The organism is Petrotoga sp. SL27 (assembly GCF_002924605.1).
Classification (GTDB): Bacteria; Thermotogota; Thermotogae; order Petrotogales; family Petrotogaceae; genus Petrotoga; species Petrotoga sibirica.
Window position 1 is genome coordinate 11,391 of the sequence record NZ_JAIP01000011.1, and the last position, 17,479, is coordinate 28,869.

Sequence of the window (17,479 nt, forward strand, 5' to 3'; positions counted from 1 at the left end):
AATCTTAGGTAATCTTTAAAGGTTTTTCTTTCATTTATATGAAATTCTTTATTTAAATTTTTAATATCAATAATACTAATTACTATACACCTCGATTTTTTCTAATATTCCATTTTGAACTTGAAATTCGATTATATAATTTCCATCTGATATATTGAATATTTTATTTATATTATTATTCTCGACATCATTATTATATTTTCCTATAACACTTTCAGTATCTATATATTCCTGAAAATTTTCATTGTCGCCTTTCATACATAACATTGGTTCTTTCTCAATTACTCTATGCAGTAACAAATCATATCGCCTTTGGTAGAGTAATATATCTCCTATATTAATTTCCATTGGAGGTACAACATTTATCAACTCACCATTCTGTATTGTAGGTTCCATACTTCTTCCTTCTACTCTTAACTTCAAGGATCCCAACTCTATAATTATCTCTTTCATTTTACCATATTTTAAGTTTATTAGATCATTTATATAATTTTTTTTCTTTTTTTTCATAGCATTCCTTCACTTTCCAAGTACGAAAGATATAACTTAATTATATTATAAAAATCCGAACAATTCCCCACATTTAAAGTTTTTTCTCTTGAATAACTTTTAAACACACATCCTGTGCCACAAATATATTTATACTTACAAGAAATACAATTCTCTATATTATTAACATCATGATAATGCCAAGCTTTAACTTTCTCAGAATCAAAATTATCTTTTCTGAAATTCCCTATTATGAATTCAGATTTACTAGCTCCCCACCAACAAGTATATATATTGCCTTTACAATCAAAAACATATTGTGAAGAACAAGAGGCACAAAATTTATTTTTAGGGACAAAAATTTCTTTTCTAAGTAGCGAATCAACAAAATCTACACCATGGAAATCTAAGCTTAGATTGTTATCAGAAGTATTTAATTTACTAAGTTCATTCAATACCTTTTCAAAAAGAAGTGTTTCACTTATATATTTCTTTGAATTAGAATCACTACTTTGAGTAACTGGATATAAATATGCATCAAAAAATTTACTTTTATTCCATCCTTTTTCATTTATTAAACTGTTAATTTTTATTATTTCCGAGACATTGTACATATCAACATTCATCCTTAATGAAGTATAAATTTTACTTTCAAGTAAAATATCTACAGTATTAATGACCCCATTATAAGGATTTAATCCTTTTATCTTACTTTTCTTTCTATAATTATGGGTTTTTTCTAATCCATCTAATGTTAACTGTATATGACTTAATTTCATATCTAATATATATTCTATATTATCTCTAATTTCCAAACCATTTGATATACATGATATGTTAAATTTTAAGTTTAATTTTTTAAACTCTATAAAAAAATCATTAAACCATTTAATATTATCTTTTGTTATGGGCTCACCTCCTAATAGTGAAAAATTTATTTCACTAAAAGATCCTTCATCGTATATTTTTTTTATATATTTAATAATATTATCAATATCTGAAGATAGCATCCTTTCTTTCATTATTGTTAAATTTCCTTCATAGCAATAAATGCATTTCATATTACAATTATATGTAGGGATTAAAGCTATTGATAGTACAGAAGGATTTAACCTATAAGAGTATTTCTTATATGAATTATCTAAATATTTAGATTCTTCATCATTGATAAGTTCAACTCTCTCATCTAGAGGATATTTTTGTAATGTACCTTTTAAATAATCTAAAATGTATATATTCTTCTTAAGTTTAAATTTATCTTGGTATTGATTTTGAAATATCATTCAAGCATCCCCTCTTGGTCTAAGTATCTCACTAACTTTTCAATCCCTTTTTCTATATTCTCACAATGCACATCGTTAAAATTTCCATTATAGTAATCACTAGAAATTAAGCAACCTCCATTACAAAATGCAACATATCTACAAGAGTTGCATTTTGTCAATGCTTTTACATCAAAGTTATGCCAACGAAAAAATTCATTATTTAATAAAAATCCGTCCTTATAGGTTCCAATTCTATATTTTTCTATACCAACTATATCTGTGCAAGGATATATAAATCCATCTACATAAAAACAGTATCTTCCTGGATATACTGCATCGCATCCTTTGAAACTTGGATACACTAGCTTATTGCCAGTCCAATTATCATATAAATCAAATAATTTATAAAGCGGCCCACCACCAATCATATCTCTATTTATATGTTGGTTATTTTTGTATATATCAAGTAAAAATACAGTATAGTCTTCATCTGGAATTACATTGTCTACATAGTTTCCCAGTCCTTTATATTCGCCTAGAAACTGAATTTTACCAAATTTAAAATTTATCCTTTGGTTTTCTAAGAATCCAACGTTGTCGAAGTCTTTGAAAAGACTTTTTATCACATTGTTATCAGATTGTTTATCTATTAAAATAGATATATCAATTGTAGCTGTTGGTAATTCATCTAAAATTATACGTATATTTTTAAATGTTTCAAAATAGGTACCACTACCATCCACCTTTTTTCTCATACTATCATGTACATCGTTGTTACCATTAAATGTTGCTTTAAAAGTAATTCGCCCTCCGTAAGTTTTGAAGGTATCTATAAAATCAGCTACATTAAGTAGATTTGATATTATTTCTAAATGCTTAACATCTAATTTATCACTCTCGTGCAATATTTGTTGCATTATATCAACATTTTGTGGCAAAAGTGGTTCACCACCTATTAATGCTATATTTATATCTCTAGGAGAGATATTCGTAATTTTGCTTAATTTTTTAATCGCTTCAAATATATCTCGTACGTCACCCTGAGTTATTTTACCCTTTTTCATTTCTCTAGTGTATCCTGAATAACAATAAGTACATTGCAAGTCACATAAATCTGTAAGATAAATACATACACTATATGGTAAAGGCTTATATGGAAGGCTAAAAATTTTTTGAGCTTTACGCAGTAGTTCTTTATCTACATCTTCATTTTCAACTATAAAATAAGATCTCTTTAAATCATTGTATACTTCTTCTTTTATATTACTTAGCTCATTACGTATCCAACTCTCCATATCTGTATTTCTTAAAATTTTTAATTCATAAGTTAATAGATGAATTAAAACTAATTTGTCTTTAAATTGTATACTTTGAATATATTTAGTTTTCATAAAATTCTCCTCCTTTTTTTAATGCTATGGCTAACCACTTTTCGTTTAGCGGACACTTATTTTTGGTACACTTTTCGTTTAGTAAGTCAATTGATTGCTCGTTGTTTTTTTTAATTTCCGAATAATAAATTTACTTTTAAAATTTATTATTATAGTAGGTACTTATTAAATTTACCTCACTTCTTATTTTTTGATGATAGTTCTAGTTAAATGTTACTTTTTCTTTTCTACCATACATACATGCGGTATTTATTTTTAGTGCTTCTAGTTCTTTATCTGTCAGGTCTAACCAAGTTCTTTTAACGCTTTTCTTATCACCAATTTCATTACTTATTTTCTTTTTTAATTCCATTTTAAACCCTCCTTTTTTAACAACGAGCAATCAACCTTAACAAATCGGGTAGGAGGTAGATAATTAATTTATCTACCGTCCTCCCACACCACCGTACGTACCGTTCGGTATACGGCGGTTCAACAGAATTGATGTTTTAGGTTATACGTTTCCAGGATCGAAGTTAACCCCATTTCCTTAAGGCGTTTATTAGTTAGTGTTCTTGAAAGTATTGGGCTATTGGAGATTCTCCAGTAGCCTTTTCTTGTATTTGCATATTCCCATGCTTTGTACGTGTTTAGTCCTAATTTGACTAAGTTTTCATGTCTTGTTTTGATTTTCTTCCATCCTTTCCAGATACACATCCTAATTCTCCTTCTAAGCCATCCATCAAGACTTTCGGCTGCCGACTTCATGTTCGCTATTCCATAGTAGTTTATCCATCCTGTTATTATTTGTTTTATCCTCGACAGCCTGTATGTCATACTCCGTCCACTGCTTCTTTTCGTTTCTCTTTTTATCTTCTTTTTGAATTCTTTGATGGATTTTTCATGCACCTTGATTTCGTATTTCTCTTCTTTCACGTAGAAGGAGAACCCTAAGTATTTGAGGTCCCAAGGCCTGACTACTTTGCTTTTCTTCTTGTTCACCTTTAACTTTAATTTTTCCTCTATGAACCTTGTTATACTTCCCATCACCCTGTATGCAGATTTCTCGCTTTTCACGTATATGTTGCAGTCGTCTGCATACCTGCAAAACTTGTGTCCCCTTTTGGTTAGTTCTACGTCAAGTTCGTGGAGCATTATGTTGCTTAGTAATGGGGATAGCGGTCCCCCTTGTGGGGTCCCTTCTTCTGTTTCTATTACTACCCCATTTACCATTACCCCACTTTTGAGGTATTTCCTTATCAGGGATATCACTCTGCCATCTTTTACGTCTTTTGATATTATCCTCATCAGTTTGTCGTGGTTGACTGTGTCAAAGTAGCGTTCTAAATCTATATCCACTACCCATGTGTGTCCTTCGTTTAGGTATTCTTCGCTTTTCCGTATGGCTTGCTTTGCATCTCGTAATGGCCTAAACCCATAGCTGTTATCTACAAATTTTCTTTCGTAAATAGGTGTCAACTCCTGCGCTATGGATTGTTGGATTACTCTGTCTATTGCTGTTGGTATGCCTAGTAGTCTTTTCCCTCCATCCGGTTTCGGTATCTCTTTTCTCCTTACCGGGTCCGGAGTGTACCTTCCTTCAAGGAGCTCTTGCCTTAATTCTTCTCCATGTTGTTTGAGATATCCAAAGAGTTCTTCTACTTTCATCCCGTCTATCCCAGGGGCTCCTTTATTGGCCTTTACCTTCTTATATGCTTTATTCATATTATCCTTGGATAATATCTTTTCAAGCATCCCTTCACTGTATTCTTTAACATCGTTTCTTCCTCTTTCAGACGTAGAAGTTATACTAGGCGCTTCTACATTATTTTCAGGCTCTCCCTTATCTTCGTGTAGAAAACCTTCTAGTCGAAGTTGTATGCTTTTCCCGTATCCCTTCGCATCTTTCAAGATTCGAAACCTCCTGTTGTTCAGTCCTTCCTCACCTTTCAATGAGTACTATGACTTCTGCTGACTTCTCAAGATTCAGCCATACATTACTGTATGGGTTGCCTTACAGCGTATTCTTGAGATCTCCCCAGGTAAGTGCAATAACTTTCATCCCATCTATCCGCCAGATCTACTCCGTGGAGTTCTGGATAGCTGTTGGACTTCGTTTTGAGTCGCAAACTCGTCCACTTCACTTAGCCTTATATCTGGTTCTTGTTCATCGAACCGGGACTTTGCCTTGGGCTTCCTTCAGATTCCACCTCACGATGGACACCCTTGCCTTCGACTAGTGGTTCCCGCTACCTGGCCCACAGCGGACTTTCACCGCTTAGCTATTGCCCATGCTGGGCGCACAAGCATAAATAATCAAAATTGCAAATTGTTTGATTATTTAAAATAGGTTTGAAATTTCATAACTAAAATAAATACTAGACTTTAGTTTTTGTATTTTTGGGGTTCTCTTCCAAAAAGTGTGGGAAGAAAAAATGAAATATGAACAAATGATTAAATAATCTGGTATCATGTAAGAAAACACAAAACAAATAAGTAGTGATACCAGATGAGAAAAGAGCTACCCAAATTCTTTGAACAGATACTGAATATAACAGAGCTATGCTACCTACCAAAGATAGAACAACAAGGAGATACAATCAACATATATGCGGAATTCAAAAAAAGTGAAAAGTTCGAAAATCATGGTAAATATTAGAGTGCATACGATGCAAATCAAGACTGCAGCAAGGAAACATTTCCTAAAAGCAGATAATATTTGATAAATTCAAAAATTATTCGATTACAAAAAAACCTTTTATTTTGCAATGTATTTTATTGCTTTAGATAAACTCCTTTTAACTCTAGCTTACTTACCCACTATTTTCGTGAGAAAGCCTTTATTTTTCACCATTTTTCCTGCAGAGTTACTTTTTGCCGGCAAATAATTCCTAACCTCACAATCTTTTCCTTCGAAAACTTATCTAGTTAATTTCTTAAATCTTTTAAGCTTTTTCACACGTTGTTTTTTGTACAACGTAAATACATCTATCAACCATTTACCATACTTCTTCCACAACATTTACAATCTCTGTGGGTTCTAAACCACTTGTCTTATCTATTCCATCATCATCCCCTCCATAAACAAATATACCCCCTAACACCAGTACAGTGATCAACAAAGCAACAACAAATTTCTTCATCCTCTTTCACCCCCTTAGATTATTCTTTTAATTTAAAACTAATATCTCAAATAATTCAACCCTTTATTTTAATCATACGCTTTTCCATATGATTTTCAAGTGTTTTTTTAAGTGGGTTAAAATATTTATTAATAAAGTATTATAGAGATTACTCAAAAAAAACTTATGTTAAAATTATTTACGATGGTTTTTATCGGATATAATGCATTTGTCTTTCTTTTAGTTACTATTAGAGAGTTATGATATAATAAAATTTAGAATAAAATATAGAAGCTTCAAGTGTTATTAACATTCTAAAGAAAAGGTTTTTGAAGTAAATTTTATTTTATATTTTTGTTGCTATTGGGTAAAGGAAAAGGGGTAGAGAAATGAACATTAAACTATTGGATGAAATTATGAATAAAGGACAGTTCATAAGACCGATTTGAATTATGTTGTTCATTACTTAGAAAGTGATAGATTAGATAAAAATAAAAGCATTGTCAATTACATAAACGTTTTGAAATTAAAATGGGATGTTAAATACGATGAAGCCCTTGAGATAATAGATGAAGAGATAAAGGGGCTGAAGAAAGGTGGTTTGTATTATCTTTTAACGAAGAAAGATACGAAGAAGCAGCTCGTTTAAACATTGAAGCATTTAAGGTACTATGATTTAAAGAATATACCCAAAGAATTCACACCGAAAGTACCAAAAGAGATTGATCCATTCGTGAAAAAATACACGTTGAAAAGAAAGCCTTCTGCCATTTCTTTTTATGTTTTTGAAGGGGAAGAAAGAGAAGAGTTGGTGGAAATTATTGGCAAATTTTAATTGAAAAACGCCCATTTAGGGCGTCTTTTCAAGAATTATTTCAATAATTCTTTTAGTTCTTCTATGGTTATGCTTAGAATGTTTTTCTTTATTTGGTTTATGGTTTCTTCATTTGCTTTTCTGATCTTTTCTTCTAATTTTTTATCAATATCTTTTCCAAACCTTTGGTTTAGAATCTCAATTATTAATTCTTTTCTTTCTTCAAGTTTTCCTTTTTCAATACCTTTTTCCATTCCTTCATTCTTCAACTTTTCAGCTATCGTCATTATCAATTCACCCCTTTCATCCATTACTTTTTTCGCTACTTCTTTTACCCTTTCTATGTTTATATCGTCCCTTGTGTACATTAAATATAACATACACGATTCAAACAATTCATCAAACGTCTTTTTGTCTTTTATCCCAACAAGTAATTCAAATGCCCTTCTTAATTCTTCGTCAAACTTTTCTCCTGTTTTTACTCTTGCCACTCTTGCCGTTTGTAATATCGCCTTTAAATTTGCTAACCCTACTATTCCTAATTTTTCTTCCGGTGAGAAATCATATATCTCATATTGGTAAGTAGGTATGTATTGTTTCATTATTTCCGGTAGATCTTCTATTCCTTCTATGAGATTTATTAGTTTGGTTTCTATATTCCATTTGTTTTCCCCATTGTATATTACTAGTGGTATTATTATAGGTAATTTGTTCTTTTTACTGTTGTATTTTTCTTCCCATATTCTGAGTATGTATTTTAAAAGTTGTAGAGGTACACTGGCATCGTTGTAGCTTTTGTGTTCCATCAGAATGTATATGTATCCATCTTTCCCATTTATCTTTGTTTTGTACAACATGTCTGAGTGGCTTTCTTTTAAATCTTCATCCACATAGCTTTTGTCTTCTTTGGTTAAATAATTTAGGTCTAGTACTTTGGTAATCTCAGAAGGTAAATAGTTTTCTAAGAAATTTTGAGCTATTTTTTTGTTACCAAAATGTTTTTTGAAGAAAGCATCGTGTGGGTTGTTTAATTCGTTCATCTTTGGCCTCGCTTTGTGGGATAGATTTTGTTTTGTTCAAAATTAATTATACCATATGTTTGTAGAAATCAATAAAGTACGCATTATTTCTGTTTTGCATCTATAAAAAAGAACTGATTTTCCAAGTATTTTTTCTCAATGCTTTATATATAGCTGACCAGATTAGCTATGATGGTAGTATATTTCTTTGTAAATCTTTCTGAAACCTTAATCACTTGAGGGAGCGTATTAATTCTTCAAATTTTTTAGTAATCTTGAGAAACAGCTTAATTTACGTAGTTTAACCCCTCTTTTTAACTTTATGGGAAACAGCCCAAACGAATAAGATGTTCTTTAAGAGGTTTTATATCGTCTGATGGTAAGTTTTTGGAAATGTTATCGAAAAGCTTTATTAGTTCGTGACAGCGATAAAAGGAACGACTTTCTCCTTTGAGAAGGTGATTCAGCAATCGAGTTGTATCTAGCGGATATTTTTCTCCAAAATTTTCTTTATCTAACCTATAATAAAACATTTCTGGTAATTTTAAAACTGGGATAGGCCCAGCGACAATTAAAGCTACCACTTCAGAAAAGACCGGATGCAATGCCAAAACCCATTCTACCATAGCCCCTGCTTCTTCCAAGCTCAAAGGAACAGGAATACCGTCAATTCGTCTGGACCAGTAATTTCTAATCCATTTGTCCCATATTTCTTTAATTGCTTCTTGGGGAAGAGAGGTAAGTTGATTGGTAACTTCTGCAGCCCACTTTTTCCTTGTCTTCTCATCTACATTTTCTATAAATTTGTCTAACCAGCCACTCTGAATAGGATCTATTGAACTTCGCACAGCAATACTGGCCAAATGAACACAAAGAAGATCGTATGATTCTGAATCTTTCGGAAGATTATTGTAAGCCTGCTCAAATAGAGGTAGCAGGTCTGGCAATAATGCCTCATTCCATTTCCCCCACCGAAGATATCCTTCCCAAGCCTGTTCGGCACGCTGGGCATCAATATCCCAATTAAGTAAAGGTAATATCTTTTCACGAGTCCATTTATGGTCAAGAGAAAATAAAAAATGCAGTTGGCTGGCAAGTATAACCCGACCCATTGCAGCTGTATTAGATTTTGCTGATATAATTCTCTCAAAACGACATTTGTACTCATCAAGTATGGCCTGCCGTTCATTTTCATTTTGGGATTGGTACCTATACAGGGCTAAAAGCCAGAATTCTGTAATTATCCCTCCAACGTGGTTAATGGCCGTTGTTAACCAGTCATTGATATTATTCAGTATTTCTTTTTCATCGTCTTCCTCTACTTCTTGCCATAGACGATCTACAATAGTTTCTGCAAAAGGCAATAGCAAGGTTGGCAAACTTCCTTCGCTTGCTTTGACCTTCTCTTTCAACAGTTGGGCTATACTATATCTATGCCTCCATATTTCTTTGAAATGTTCTAAGAATTGCAACACTTGTTTCCACTGAGCTTCAGTTAAATTGGTTAACCGCCATCCAGAAATAATAGCATCCCATAGGTCAGTGTCCCATTCTTCCCTTGCCTCAAGTTCTTTAATTAGATCAAAGCCCCACTGAAAAGAGTAAGCTACAGCTTTCTGAACCGCAGACAAAAGCCATTCTCTATCAGGCCCTAAAATTTCCTTTTCTTGATAGGTTATCAAAAATTCAATTATCTGCGAAACAGGTTTGGAAAGAAGTTCTTCATGGGTTACAGGGCTTTGATGCCCCCACTTCATCGAGATATACCAATCTAAATCAGGATATTCTCTGGGTTGGAAATCAGTATGCTTGTCTTGAAATTCCTTAAACTTCTGGTGCGCTAATGAACAATTTGGAGCATTTTGCTTTAACCAATATAATAGATTGTAAACTTCATAGTTTCGACTTTTTAAAGTAGCAGGATCTTTCTCATTTCTTTCACAATTCGCTAAATGAGTTTCAACATTCTTTAAAAGGCTTTGACGAATAGTTTCGTCAGCTTTAGGATAAGCAACTTTAAGCAATTGAAAAACCTCATGTTTAAGGTCATGAACAAAAAGCCAATTGTTTGCTAAAAGTTTTTGAAGCTTTTCATTGGGGCTGCAATTGCTGTCAATTGTTACACCGTAAATTGCCAACCTATCAAGTATCGGTGTGTCGGATAAAGTCCATTCTTGAATAATAGTTTGAGCTCGTTTAGGATCATCCTCGAGGAGAAATTCTATGATATCCCTGGCAAAATCAATTAGTAGGTCTAAGCTGTCAGAATGTTGGTCCTGTTCATGAGGTTCAATGGCAGATCGCTTAAAGCTGACCGGATCCCACTTATCGTTAGCACAACCAACGCTACACAATAAACGATGGGCACTTTTTAGTTGATCTGTAATTATTGGGGCTAGCTCATGAACGAATTGTTTGAGATTAGGTTTAAAAAATTTATTCCATGCCTCATTGAAAAGGTAATCATCACCTGGTATAGTTACTTTAAAATCAACCTGCTTACCCTCTTGGTCTTCTCTGAGAGAGAGAGCAAAGGATGGTTCTAAAACCAAGTATGGAGTAGAAAGGTACTTGAAAATACGAATCGCTATAGTGGCATATTCAGTACGACAACACTTTTGTAATAAAAATTTAAAGATTTTCCTTGTGTTGAAGGGTAGATGGGAGCTGTTAACAAGATCTCTACCCATTTAGCAAGAATCGTAGGTTCGGGAATTGATTCGGAAAAGCCTAGGTTTACAGCTATATTCTTCCAGAGCAAAGGACTGAATATCTGACCTTGCCTTTGTACCACGGCTAAAGCATCTTCTGGGTAACGGCATACATATTTTTCTGCGAACCACTTAGCAAAAACACTACTGATTTCACCTGAAGGGTTGTTTAAACTAAAGAGAGGCTTGAAGACGCCCTTCCCCTCAGCCCATTGCAACCATTCCACACTCTCAGCATATTTTGTAAATATGTTCACCTTTATCGAGTCTTTGATAACTTCTTCAATATAGCTGGCTTCTTCTTTATCAAGGGACTACGGTGACGACTTCACTATGTCCTTAATGAGTTTCTCATGTTCTACAAGTCCCATTCTGGTTTGGTCTGCCCAAGATTTTACAGACTCAACAAGGGCTTTATGATTTTGGTCGTCGGGGCTATGCTTATACGGAATTGGTTTTATTCCCTTGTACTTCTACTTTTCTGTCTCTTCCTCAGGAACAAGGGCAAAACGCGTAGTCTCGGGTGGAAGACCACGCCCCAGGTATTCCATAGGGAGATCATTGTGACTGTAACCAACAAAGAGAACTTTATAGTTACCAAATACCTCTACCAAAAAACGTGTGGCCCAGCCTTCTGTAAGGTAGACACGACCGAAGTCCTTATCAGTGAGGATTAATTCTTCTGGTTTCTGGTCTACACAGCCGTGAAGATAAATAATGCCACTGAATTGATGACCCAACGGAAGGGCAGGAGCTCGATATATGGGGACTTTACCCTGAAAATTTTTGACTGCAGCTTTAGTAAAATGCATATCAAAATTAGTGGTCACAATCCGAACTTCTTCAGGGTTGCGAAATAACGATAAAAGAGCGTAATGAAATTCTGTGGGTTCTGATTCTTGATTCTTTATTCTCTCCCAGACTAATTTATGAACCCTGGGACCTTTTCCTTAGAGACGCCCTAAAAAAAGATCAGGTGCTTCTTTCTCAGATTCCCATCTCAACAAATTACCTGTTTTAGATTCAACCTTTCTGACCAATTTTTCGAAATTAGGTAGATTAGACGGAGGACTCATGGATACTCCAGCACCAGCAAATATAACCAGTTTTCTCTCAGCTTGAGCATTAATAAGCTCTTCAGGTACTTCAATTTTACCTATCCACATAATCTTCTTCCTTTTCGTTATTATAGATCTTTCCCCTGTTTTTATACCAACCCCTTAATTTATCTGTCAATATCTACGCCATACATTGTAACCAACTAATTTTGTTATTTTATGTATCCTTCTTTTTTTAAGAAATACTGTGATAAATTTAGTATTCTTTTGTCTTTCATTAGGTCTTTGAAGAATTTTTCGTATTCAGGTTCGCTTTTGTACCAATTGTGTATTAAATCTAAAAAACCGATATCTTCATTTTCTTGCTTTATATACAACCTTGCATAGCCGTATCTGTTCCATATATTTATCTGGACCATGTAATCATATGATAAGGATTCTATGATTCCTTTTAGGGTTTCTCTGTCTTTTTGTATAGCTTCTTTTTCTTTTTCTAAAATTGAAAGAAGGAAAAACAAGAATCCTTCTCCCAGTTCATCAATAATTATTTCATTTTTTTTAGTTGTTTCATCGTCAAAATCATAGAAATCATCGTCTTTTTGAAGTGCGTAACCAGGTACTATTTCAAAGGTTTTTAAGATTTTTAATACTTCTACTATTTCCTTTTTGTTTTTCACTTCTTTTCTGAATCTAAGAATGTTTTCTCTTTCGTAAGTTTCAAATTTGAGTTTGTCTAAAACTTCAAGTTGGTTGTCGGTGAGTGCTTCTAAATAGTAACCTAAGTACAGTTTAAGCAAGATTAATTCTCCTACAATCTGAATATTTTCAACTGTTCCGAGAGCTCTTCTGATAAAGTAGAGAGTTCTTGAGAGTTCTTTTCAATTTTCTTTGCGTCTTCTTTTTGGTTGTTAATTGAATTGGTTACTTCATTCAAATTTTCGCTTATAGAAGTTATCGCTTGTGCCACTCTGTCCATGGCTGAGCTCATTTCTTCTGTGCTTGCGCTTTGTTCTTGCGAGGTTGCAGTTAAATTGTCTATTCCGCTGTTTAAATTTTTTACCATGTTTAAAATTTGCTGGAATTTATCGTTTATGCCATTCATTTGATTATTGAGATTTTGTATTATTCCAACGGTTTCGTTTGTGCTATCACTTACAACGTTGGTACTGTTTTTTATACCTTCAAGCATTTTTTCGATTTGTGAAGTTGCATTTTTGGAGTCTTCTGCTAAACCTCTTATTTCATCTGCTACAACTGCGAATCCTTTTCCTGCTTCTCCTGCTCTTGCTGCCTCTATAGCGGCATTCAAGGCTAGAAGATTTGTTTGCTCTGTTATAGAATTTATCGTGTTAACGATTTTGCCGATGTTTTCAGATCTTTCTATTAGTGCTTTTACCACATTCTGCGTTTTTTTGGATTTATCCACTGCTTCTTTTATTGTTTTATCTACCGATTTTATAGACTGAAGCCCTTCGTTTGCAGCATTTTCTGTTTCTGAAGCAGCGGTGTTGAGTTCTTGAGCTGATTTAGAAACATTTTGAGCGGCTGCCGATATTTCCTGAATTCCTGAGGTAACCTCTTCAACGGAGGCGGAAGTATCTTCAGCGTTTTCACTGATTTCAGCAGCCTTTTCTGAAAGGGTTTCTGCCGACTGAGAACTGTTTTTGGAAATATCGAGTAATTCCATAGCAGAACTGTCAATCTTTAAGAAACCTTCCCTTATAGAGACTATAGAATTTTTCCACGCGTTTATTGCTTGATTTAATGAATCTGCCATTTCTCTAATTTCGTCTTTTGAGTTTATTTCAATGGAAGTTGATAAATTACCTTTTCCTACCTCTGAAAGATATATCTTAAATTTGTTTATCGGTTTTATAATGTTGTAAATAACAAATAAAATACCTACTATTACCGCAACTACGGCTATTATTGTGAAGAGTATGAGAGAGAACGTGGTTGTAGCTCTTACTTCACTGAATAAATTTTCTGTATCAACTTGAGTAATAACCGTCCAATTTGGGTCACTAATTTTATCATAAGCTAAAAAAGTTGATCCGTTTTGAACATACATGGAACCACTTTTTTGACTTAAATTTTTAAAGTATTCTTCATTTGAAACGTCTTGACCAATTTTATCGCTTTGAGGATGAAAGATTATCTGACCTTTTTGGTTTATTACATAAATTGTTTCTCCGGTTCCTAATTTATTACCAATAATGTCATAAACCTTAGACATGGAAAGGTCTATCCCCACCACTCCGACTATTTCATTTTTAGAGTTTTTTACAACCTTTGAAAGGGTTACTAAGGTGTCACCCGTTACTACATCTACGTAAGGATCTGAAACAATAACTTCTTGTGGCTTTTGAAGTGCAACTTTGTACCAAGGCCTTATTCTCGGATCAAAATTGTCTGGTATTTTGTTTTCTGATTCTAAGGGCCTCATAAAGGTATCCCCATTTTTTGAACTCACATAAACAGCTATAAATTCAGGATATCCATCAATTAAATTTTGCAGTTTTTGATACATTCTATCTCTTTCTTCTTTTGACTGTTCAAGTAAATTGATGACATCCGGATCAATAGCGATTGAAGAAGTAACTTTTTTGAGATCATTCATGTACTGATCAATAAAATTGGCTGTTTGGGAATTGTTAACTTCGATTAATTGAGACCTGTCTTCTTTTAAAATATTGCCATAATTCAATGATGAATATGTAATAAAAAACGCCATAGGAACAACGGATACCAAGATGATTAAAAGTGCCATTTTCCATTTTAGTGTCATATTTATCCCCTGCCTTTAATTTTTTATATTGCCTTTAGAAATTTTATAGAGCTCTTTTACCACGAAAACCAGTCTTTTTATGAAGGGTCCTGAGGTCCCTTAAACTCTGGTGGAGGGGAAGGCTCTGCCCTGTGACCCATTTAAAACTAGATTTTTTATAACTTGTTATATAAGCTGTGTTTATTCTTTGTTAGCACCCCTTTACCCCGCAGCCCAACTATAAGGATAATTAGACGCCCAAATGAGCTTTTTCTAGCAACAAGTTTTTTAGCTTTTTCCCCAAAGTTTCATAGGAAAAGTATTTCTTTCCAAGTTCAAAATTCTTTTGGACGATCTTTGAAGCCCTTTGGGCATCAAAGAGAATTAGAAAAATTTCTTCTTTTGCTTTAATAATTTCGTTTTGGTTGACTCTATACATGCCTCTTTCATATTCAGCTTTGCTTCCTAGACTGACAACTTCAAAACCTAAGGGCGCCATATCTTTTTTGTAAACGGGATATTCAAACATCAACACAGGCGTTTTCGAGAATATCGCTTCCAGAAATTGATTACCAAAACCTTCTAAAATGCTTGGATAGGTTATAAAATCGGCAATTGCATAAAAATCCCATAGAGAGAATATTTCGTCCTCTTCGTGCCTGATGTCATCGGAAATAGAAAAAGCTAATTTTAGTTCTACATCTTTTTGTGAGGCGTATTCTTTCAACACTTCTACATAATCAGATTCTTCTGATAAACCAGGTAACACCAAAAATACGTTCGTGTGTTGGGTTATTTTTTTACCGTTAAAGGTTGTTTTTCCAATATACTTTTTTAAATCCTTTTTTACTTCTGATACTGTGTCGATCGCCAGTTCTATAGCCTTTCTTCTGATAATTCTAGTTGCTTGTAAAAATATCAGATCGTTCTGAGATATGTTCAGCTTGTCGTATATTTTTATGTTGTAATCGTCTATTTCCCACCGCTTTTGATTAAAATCGAATACGTTAGGTATAACGATACTATCCAACCCTTTTTTATTTTTTAACTCTTCTTGTGCTAATGAATTTATGACAACATGGGATATATCTTTGGGAGGAAAATATTCTTCCAAGATATCTTTGATGTAATCGTTGGTTGGATTTTTGTAAAAATCTCTTTCCCAATAAAAATCGTGGTGGTGACCTATCATTTTAATCCCGTTATCTTTACAAAACCTGTAAACAGCCAAAGTTGCTGCAGGATTGTGTGCTAATGAAAAGATGTTATTCACAATCATTACGTCCAAATCCATCATTTCATATAGTTGATTATAAATATCTTCTATGTATCTATTCATCTCTTTTTTAAACTTAGTCTCGTCCCAGCCATTTAAATTTACAAAAGATTTTTGTTTCAGTATGTTACTTCTTTTGTCCGTATATGCGATGTATGGGATTTTGAATCCAGGTGACGTCCCCATATCTCCAGCAACTAAATACGTTTTTATATTCATGTTTCTAAGGACTTGTTTCCATTTAACCATTTCTAATGAAACACCGTCTGTTTCTCCTACCCTGTAGTGTATTAAACCAATCTCCATTGGATTCCCATCCTCCATACATCTTTTTATTCAGAAGAAGCGGAATTTCCTGCTAAGTATCCAGTAGACCAGGACCATTGCAAATTGTATCCGCCACTTTCTCCTGCTACATCCATAACCTCACCTGCAAAAAATAAATCATGTACAATTGTAGACTCTAAAGTATAAGGGCCTATTTCAGTTGTATTAATTCCACCTAAAGAAACCTGAGAATCTTTCCAACTTGTAGTCCCTACAACTTCGAAGTTCCAGTCTTTCAATTTACCGGCCAGCATTTCTATAGCTTTGCCGGTCAAACTGCTAACAGGTGCTTGCAAATCTTCAAACCCTATCTTGGCTAAAAAATATGGAATCAATCGTTCATCGATAATGCTTACCAATAGGAGTTTTATAGGTCTTTCAGGTTTTAATCTAACTTTTTTGGTTAAAAAATCTACTAAACTTCTGTGCGAATGTTGAGGAATTGGTACAATTTTTAGAAAAAGAGGAGTGTTTTGTTCTAAATACTGATGGACATAATTACTTAGTTCTAATGTTGGTATACCCGAAAGAACGTCATCTTTTTTGAAAAGTATTTCACCAGTATAGACTTTGGAAACAATTTCACCGTTTTGATCTATTAGAAATACATTCCCTTCCAACTTTGAACCTGCCACATCTTTATCGATATGCGGTCTCACTTTCAAAGGAACTAACCCTGGTCGTAATTCAACAATAGAATGTCCCAAATCTTGGAGAGTGGGAAATATACTACCGTTGGATCCGTATTGAGGAGAGGAGTTTCCGCCTGTTGCCACGATCACTTTATCTGATTGAAATACTCTGTGTTGCCCTTTTATGAGAAATTTTTCGTTATCTTTAATTATTTGATCGACTTGGAAGTTAAGTACGACTTCAACCTTGTGCTTTTCTAATTCATAGATGAAATTAGTAACAATATCTTTTGATTTTTCTGTGTAGGGAAATAGTTTGGTACCTTTTTCTTTTACCATTATTCCTAATTCTTCAAAAACACTAAGTGTTTGCACAACACCAAAAATATCAAGTACTTTTTTAACAAAAGGCAAATTGTTGCTATAATAATGGGTTTCATTCGTATCCAAATTTGAGAAATTTCCTCTTCCGTTGCCGCTTGCTAAAAGTTTTTTAGCCAGTTTGCCTTTTCTTTCAATTATTCTTACTTTTGCACCGTTCCATGCTGCAACTGTTGCAGCCATTAATCCAGCAGCTCCCCCACCAATCACTGTGATCAACATAGTACCTTTACCTCTTTCATGAAATT

At 33.6% G+C, this 17,479-nt stretch carries 18 protein-coding genes; 3 read left to right on the plus strand and 15 right to left on the minus strand.

Going from position 1 to position 17,479, the window contains the following annotated elements; translation table 11 throughout:
* Positions 1 to 75 precede the first annotated feature (75 nt).
* From AD60_RS03590 to ltrA, 5 genes are all read right to left on the minus strand, one after another.
* Positions 76 to 510, minus strand: a complete 435-nt coding sequence (locus AD60_RS03590; protein ID WP_103876063.1) for a S24 family peptidase — start codon at positions 508 to 510, stop codon at positions 76 to 78.
* Complete coding sequence (locus AD60_RS03595; protein ID WP_103876064.1) at positions 507 to 1,772, minus strand: radical SAM/SPASM domain-containing protein; 1,266 nt, start codon at positions 1,770 to 1,772, stop codon at positions 507 to 509. Before AD60_RS03595 ends, AD60_RS03590 begins: the two co-directional genes overlap by 4 nt.
* Entirely contained in the window at positions 1,769 to 3,145 is a 1,377-nt protein-coding gene (locus tag AD60_RS03600; RefSeq protein ID WP_103876065.1) for a radical SAM/SPASM domain-containing protein, read from the minus strand. Before AD60_RS03600 ends, AD60_RS03595 begins: the two co-directional genes overlap by 4 nt.
* A gap of 202 nt (positions 3,146 to 3,347) precedes the next feature.
* Positions 3,348 to 3,497 (minus strand): hypothetical protein, encoded by a 150-nt coding sequence (locus AD60_RS10145; RefSeq protein ID WP_158248364.1) that lies wholly within the window; start codon positions 3,495 to 3,497, stop codon positions 3,348 to 3,350.
* Positions 3,498 to 3,616: 119 nt separating this feature from the next.
* A complete protein-coding gene (gene ltrA, locus AD60_RS03605; RefSeq protein ID WP_103876066.1) occupies positions 3,617 to 5,035 on the minus strand; it encodes a group II intron reverse transcriptase/maturase in 1,419 nt (472 codons plus the stop codon).
* A 598-nt stretch (positions 5,036 to 5,633) separates the two neighbouring features.
* Between ltrA and AD60_RS10150 the strand changes: the two genes are divergently transcribed.
* The gene (locus AD60_RS10150; RefSeq protein ID WP_158248365.1) at positions 5,634 to 5,783 is read left to right on the plus strand and encodes a hypothetical protein; all 150 of its coding nucleotides are present in this window, start codon (positions 5,634 to 5,636) and stop codon (positions 5,781 to 5,783) included.
* Between the two features lie 340 nt (positions 5,784 to 6,123).
* Here AD60_RS10150 and AD60_RS10155 read toward each other — a convergent pair whose 3' ends face one another.
* Complete coding sequence (locus tag AD60_RS10155) at positions 6,124 to 6,267, minus strand: hypothetical protein (protein ID WP_158248366.1); 144 nt, start codon at positions 6,265 to 6,267, stop codon at positions 6,124 to 6,126.
* Between the two features lie 424 nt (positions 6,268 to 6,691).
* Here AD60_RS10155 and AD60_RS03610 point away from each other — a divergent pair, with 424 nt between their 5' ends.
* On the plus strand, positions 6,692 to 6,895 hold the full coding sequence (locus tag AD60_RS03610) for a hypothetical protein (protein WP_233186809.1): 204 nt from the start codon (positions 6,692 to 6,694) through the stop codon (positions 6,893 to 6,895).
* Positions 6,896 to 6,898: 3 nt separating this feature from the next.
* On the plus strand, positions 6,899 to 7,081 hold the full coding sequence (locus AD60_RS03615; RefSeq protein WP_103876067.1) for a hypothetical protein: 183 nt from the start codon (positions 6,899 to 6,901) through the stop codon (positions 7,079 to 7,081).
* Positions 7,082 to 7,116: 35 nt separating this feature from the next.
* Here AD60_RS03615 and AD60_RS03620 read toward each other — a convergent pair whose 3' ends face one another.
* The 9 genes from AD60_RS03620 to AD60_RS03645 all read right to left on the minus strand — a co-directional run bounded on the left by AD60_RS03620 (position 7,117) and on the right by AD60_RS03645 (position 17,453).
* Positions 7,117 to 8,100 (minus strand): Rpn family recombination-promoting nuclease/putative transposase, encoded by a 984-nt coding sequence (locus tag AD60_RS03620; RefSeq protein ID WP_103876068.1) that lies wholly within the window; start codon positions 8,098 to 8,100, stop codon positions 7,117 to 7,119.
* Positions 8,101 to 8,399: 299 nt separating this feature from the next.
* Positions 8,400 to 10,631, minus strand: a complete 2,232-nt coding sequence (locus AD60_RS10360) for a DUF4020 domain-containing protein (protein WP_199177838.1) — start codon at positions 10,629 to 10,631, stop codon at positions 8,400 to 8,402.
* Positions 10,632 to 10,666: 35 nt separating this feature from the next.
* Positions 10,667 to 11,008, minus strand: coding sequence for a hypothetical protein (locus AD60_RS10365; protein ID WP_166667825.1), 342 nt, complete (start codon positions 11,006 to 11,008; stop codon positions 10,667 to 10,669).
* A gap of 255 nt (positions 11,009 to 11,263) precedes the next feature.
* Complete coding sequence (locus AD60_RS10370; RefSeq protein ID WP_166667826.1) at positions 11,264 to 11,620, minus strand: SIR2 family protein; 357 nt, start codon at positions 11,618 to 11,620, stop codon at positions 11,264 to 11,266.
* A gap of 120 nt (positions 11,621 to 11,740) precedes the next feature.
* Positions 11,741 to 11,956 (minus strand): hypothetical protein, encoded by a 216-nt coding sequence (locus AD60_RS10375; RefSeq protein ID WP_166667827.1) that lies wholly within the window; start codon positions 11,954 to 11,956, stop codon positions 11,741 to 11,743.
* A 104-nt stretch (positions 11,957 to 12,060) separates the two neighbouring features.
* Complete coding sequence (locus AD60_RS03630; RefSeq protein ID WP_103927341.1) at positions 12,061 to 12,645, minus strand: hypothetical protein; 585 nt, start codon at positions 12,643 to 12,645, stop codon at positions 12,061 to 12,063.
* An 11-nt stretch (positions 12,646 to 12,656) separates the two neighbouring features.
* Positions 12,657 to 14,636 carry a methyl-accepting chemotaxis protein gene (locus tag AD60_RS03635; RefSeq protein WP_103927342.1) on the minus strand — a complete coding sequence of 660 codons (1,980 nt, stop codon included), beginning with the start codon at positions 14,634 to 14,636 and terminating at the stop codon, positions 12,657 to 12,659.
* 229 nt (positions 14,637 to 14,865) lie between these two features.
* Entirely contained in the window at positions 14,866 to 16,197 is a 1,332-nt protein-coding gene (locus tag AD60_RS03640) for a glycosyltransferase family 4 protein (RefSeq protein WP_158248367.1), read from the minus strand.
* A 26-nt stretch (positions 16,198 to 16,223) separates the two neighbouring features.
* Positions 16,224 to 17,453, minus strand: a complete 1,230-nt coding sequence (locus AD60_RS03645; RefSeq protein ID WP_103927344.1) for an aminoacetone oxidase family FAD-binding enzyme — start codon at positions 17,451 to 17,453, stop codon at positions 16,224 to 16,226.
* Positions 17,454 to 17,479 lie beyond the last annotated feature (26 nt).

What these genes read in the sequence shown, in the direction of transcription:
- AD60_RS03590 (WP_103876063.1), bottom strand. Translation starts at nt 510, where the DNA reads ATGAAAAAAAAGAAAAAAAATTATATAAATGATCTAATAAACTTAAAA.
- AD60_RS03595 (WP_103876064.1), bottom strand. Translation starts at nt 1,772, where the DNA reads ATGATATTTCAAAATCAATACCAAGATAAATTTAAACTTAAGAAGAAT.
- AD60_RS03600 (WP_103876065.1), bottom strand. Translation starts at nt 3,145, where the DNA reads ATGAAAACTAAATATATTCAAAGTATACAATTTAAAGACAAATTAGTT.
- AD60_RS10145 (WP_158248364.1), bottom strand. Translation starts at nt 3,497, where the DNA reads ATGGAATTAAAAAAGAAAATAAGTAATGAAATTGGTGATAAGAAAAGC.
- AD60_RS10150 (WP_158248365.1), top strand. Translation starts at nt 5,634, where the DNA reads ATGAGAAAAGAGCTACCCAAATTCTTTGAACAGATACTGAATATAACA.
- AD60_RS10155 (WP_158248366.1), bottom strand. Translation starts at nt 6,267, where the DNA reads ATGAAGAAATTTGTTGTTGCTTTGTTGATCACTGTACTGGTGTTAGGG.
- AD60_RS03620 (WP_103876068.1), bottom strand. Translation starts at nt 8,100, where the DNA reads ATGAACGAATTAAACAACCCACACGATGCTTTCTTCAAAAAACATTTT.
- AD60_RS10375 (WP_166667827.1), bottom strand. Translation starts at nt 11,956, where the DNA reads ATGTGGATAGGTAAAATTGAAGTACCTGAAGAGCTTATTAATGCTCAA.
- AD60_RS03635 (WP_103927342.1), bottom strand. Translation starts at nt 14,636, where the DNA reads ATGACACTAAAATGGAAAATGGCACTTTTAATCATCTTGGTATCCGTT.
- AD60_RS03640 (WP_158248367.1), bottom strand. Translation starts at nt 16,197, where the DNA reads ATGGAGATTGGTTTAATACACTACAGGGTAGGAGAAACAGACGGTGTT.
- AD60_RS03645 (WP_103927344.1), bottom strand. Translation starts at nt 17,453, where the DNA reads ATGTTGATCACAGTGATTGGTGGGGGAGCTGCTGGATTAATGGCTGCA.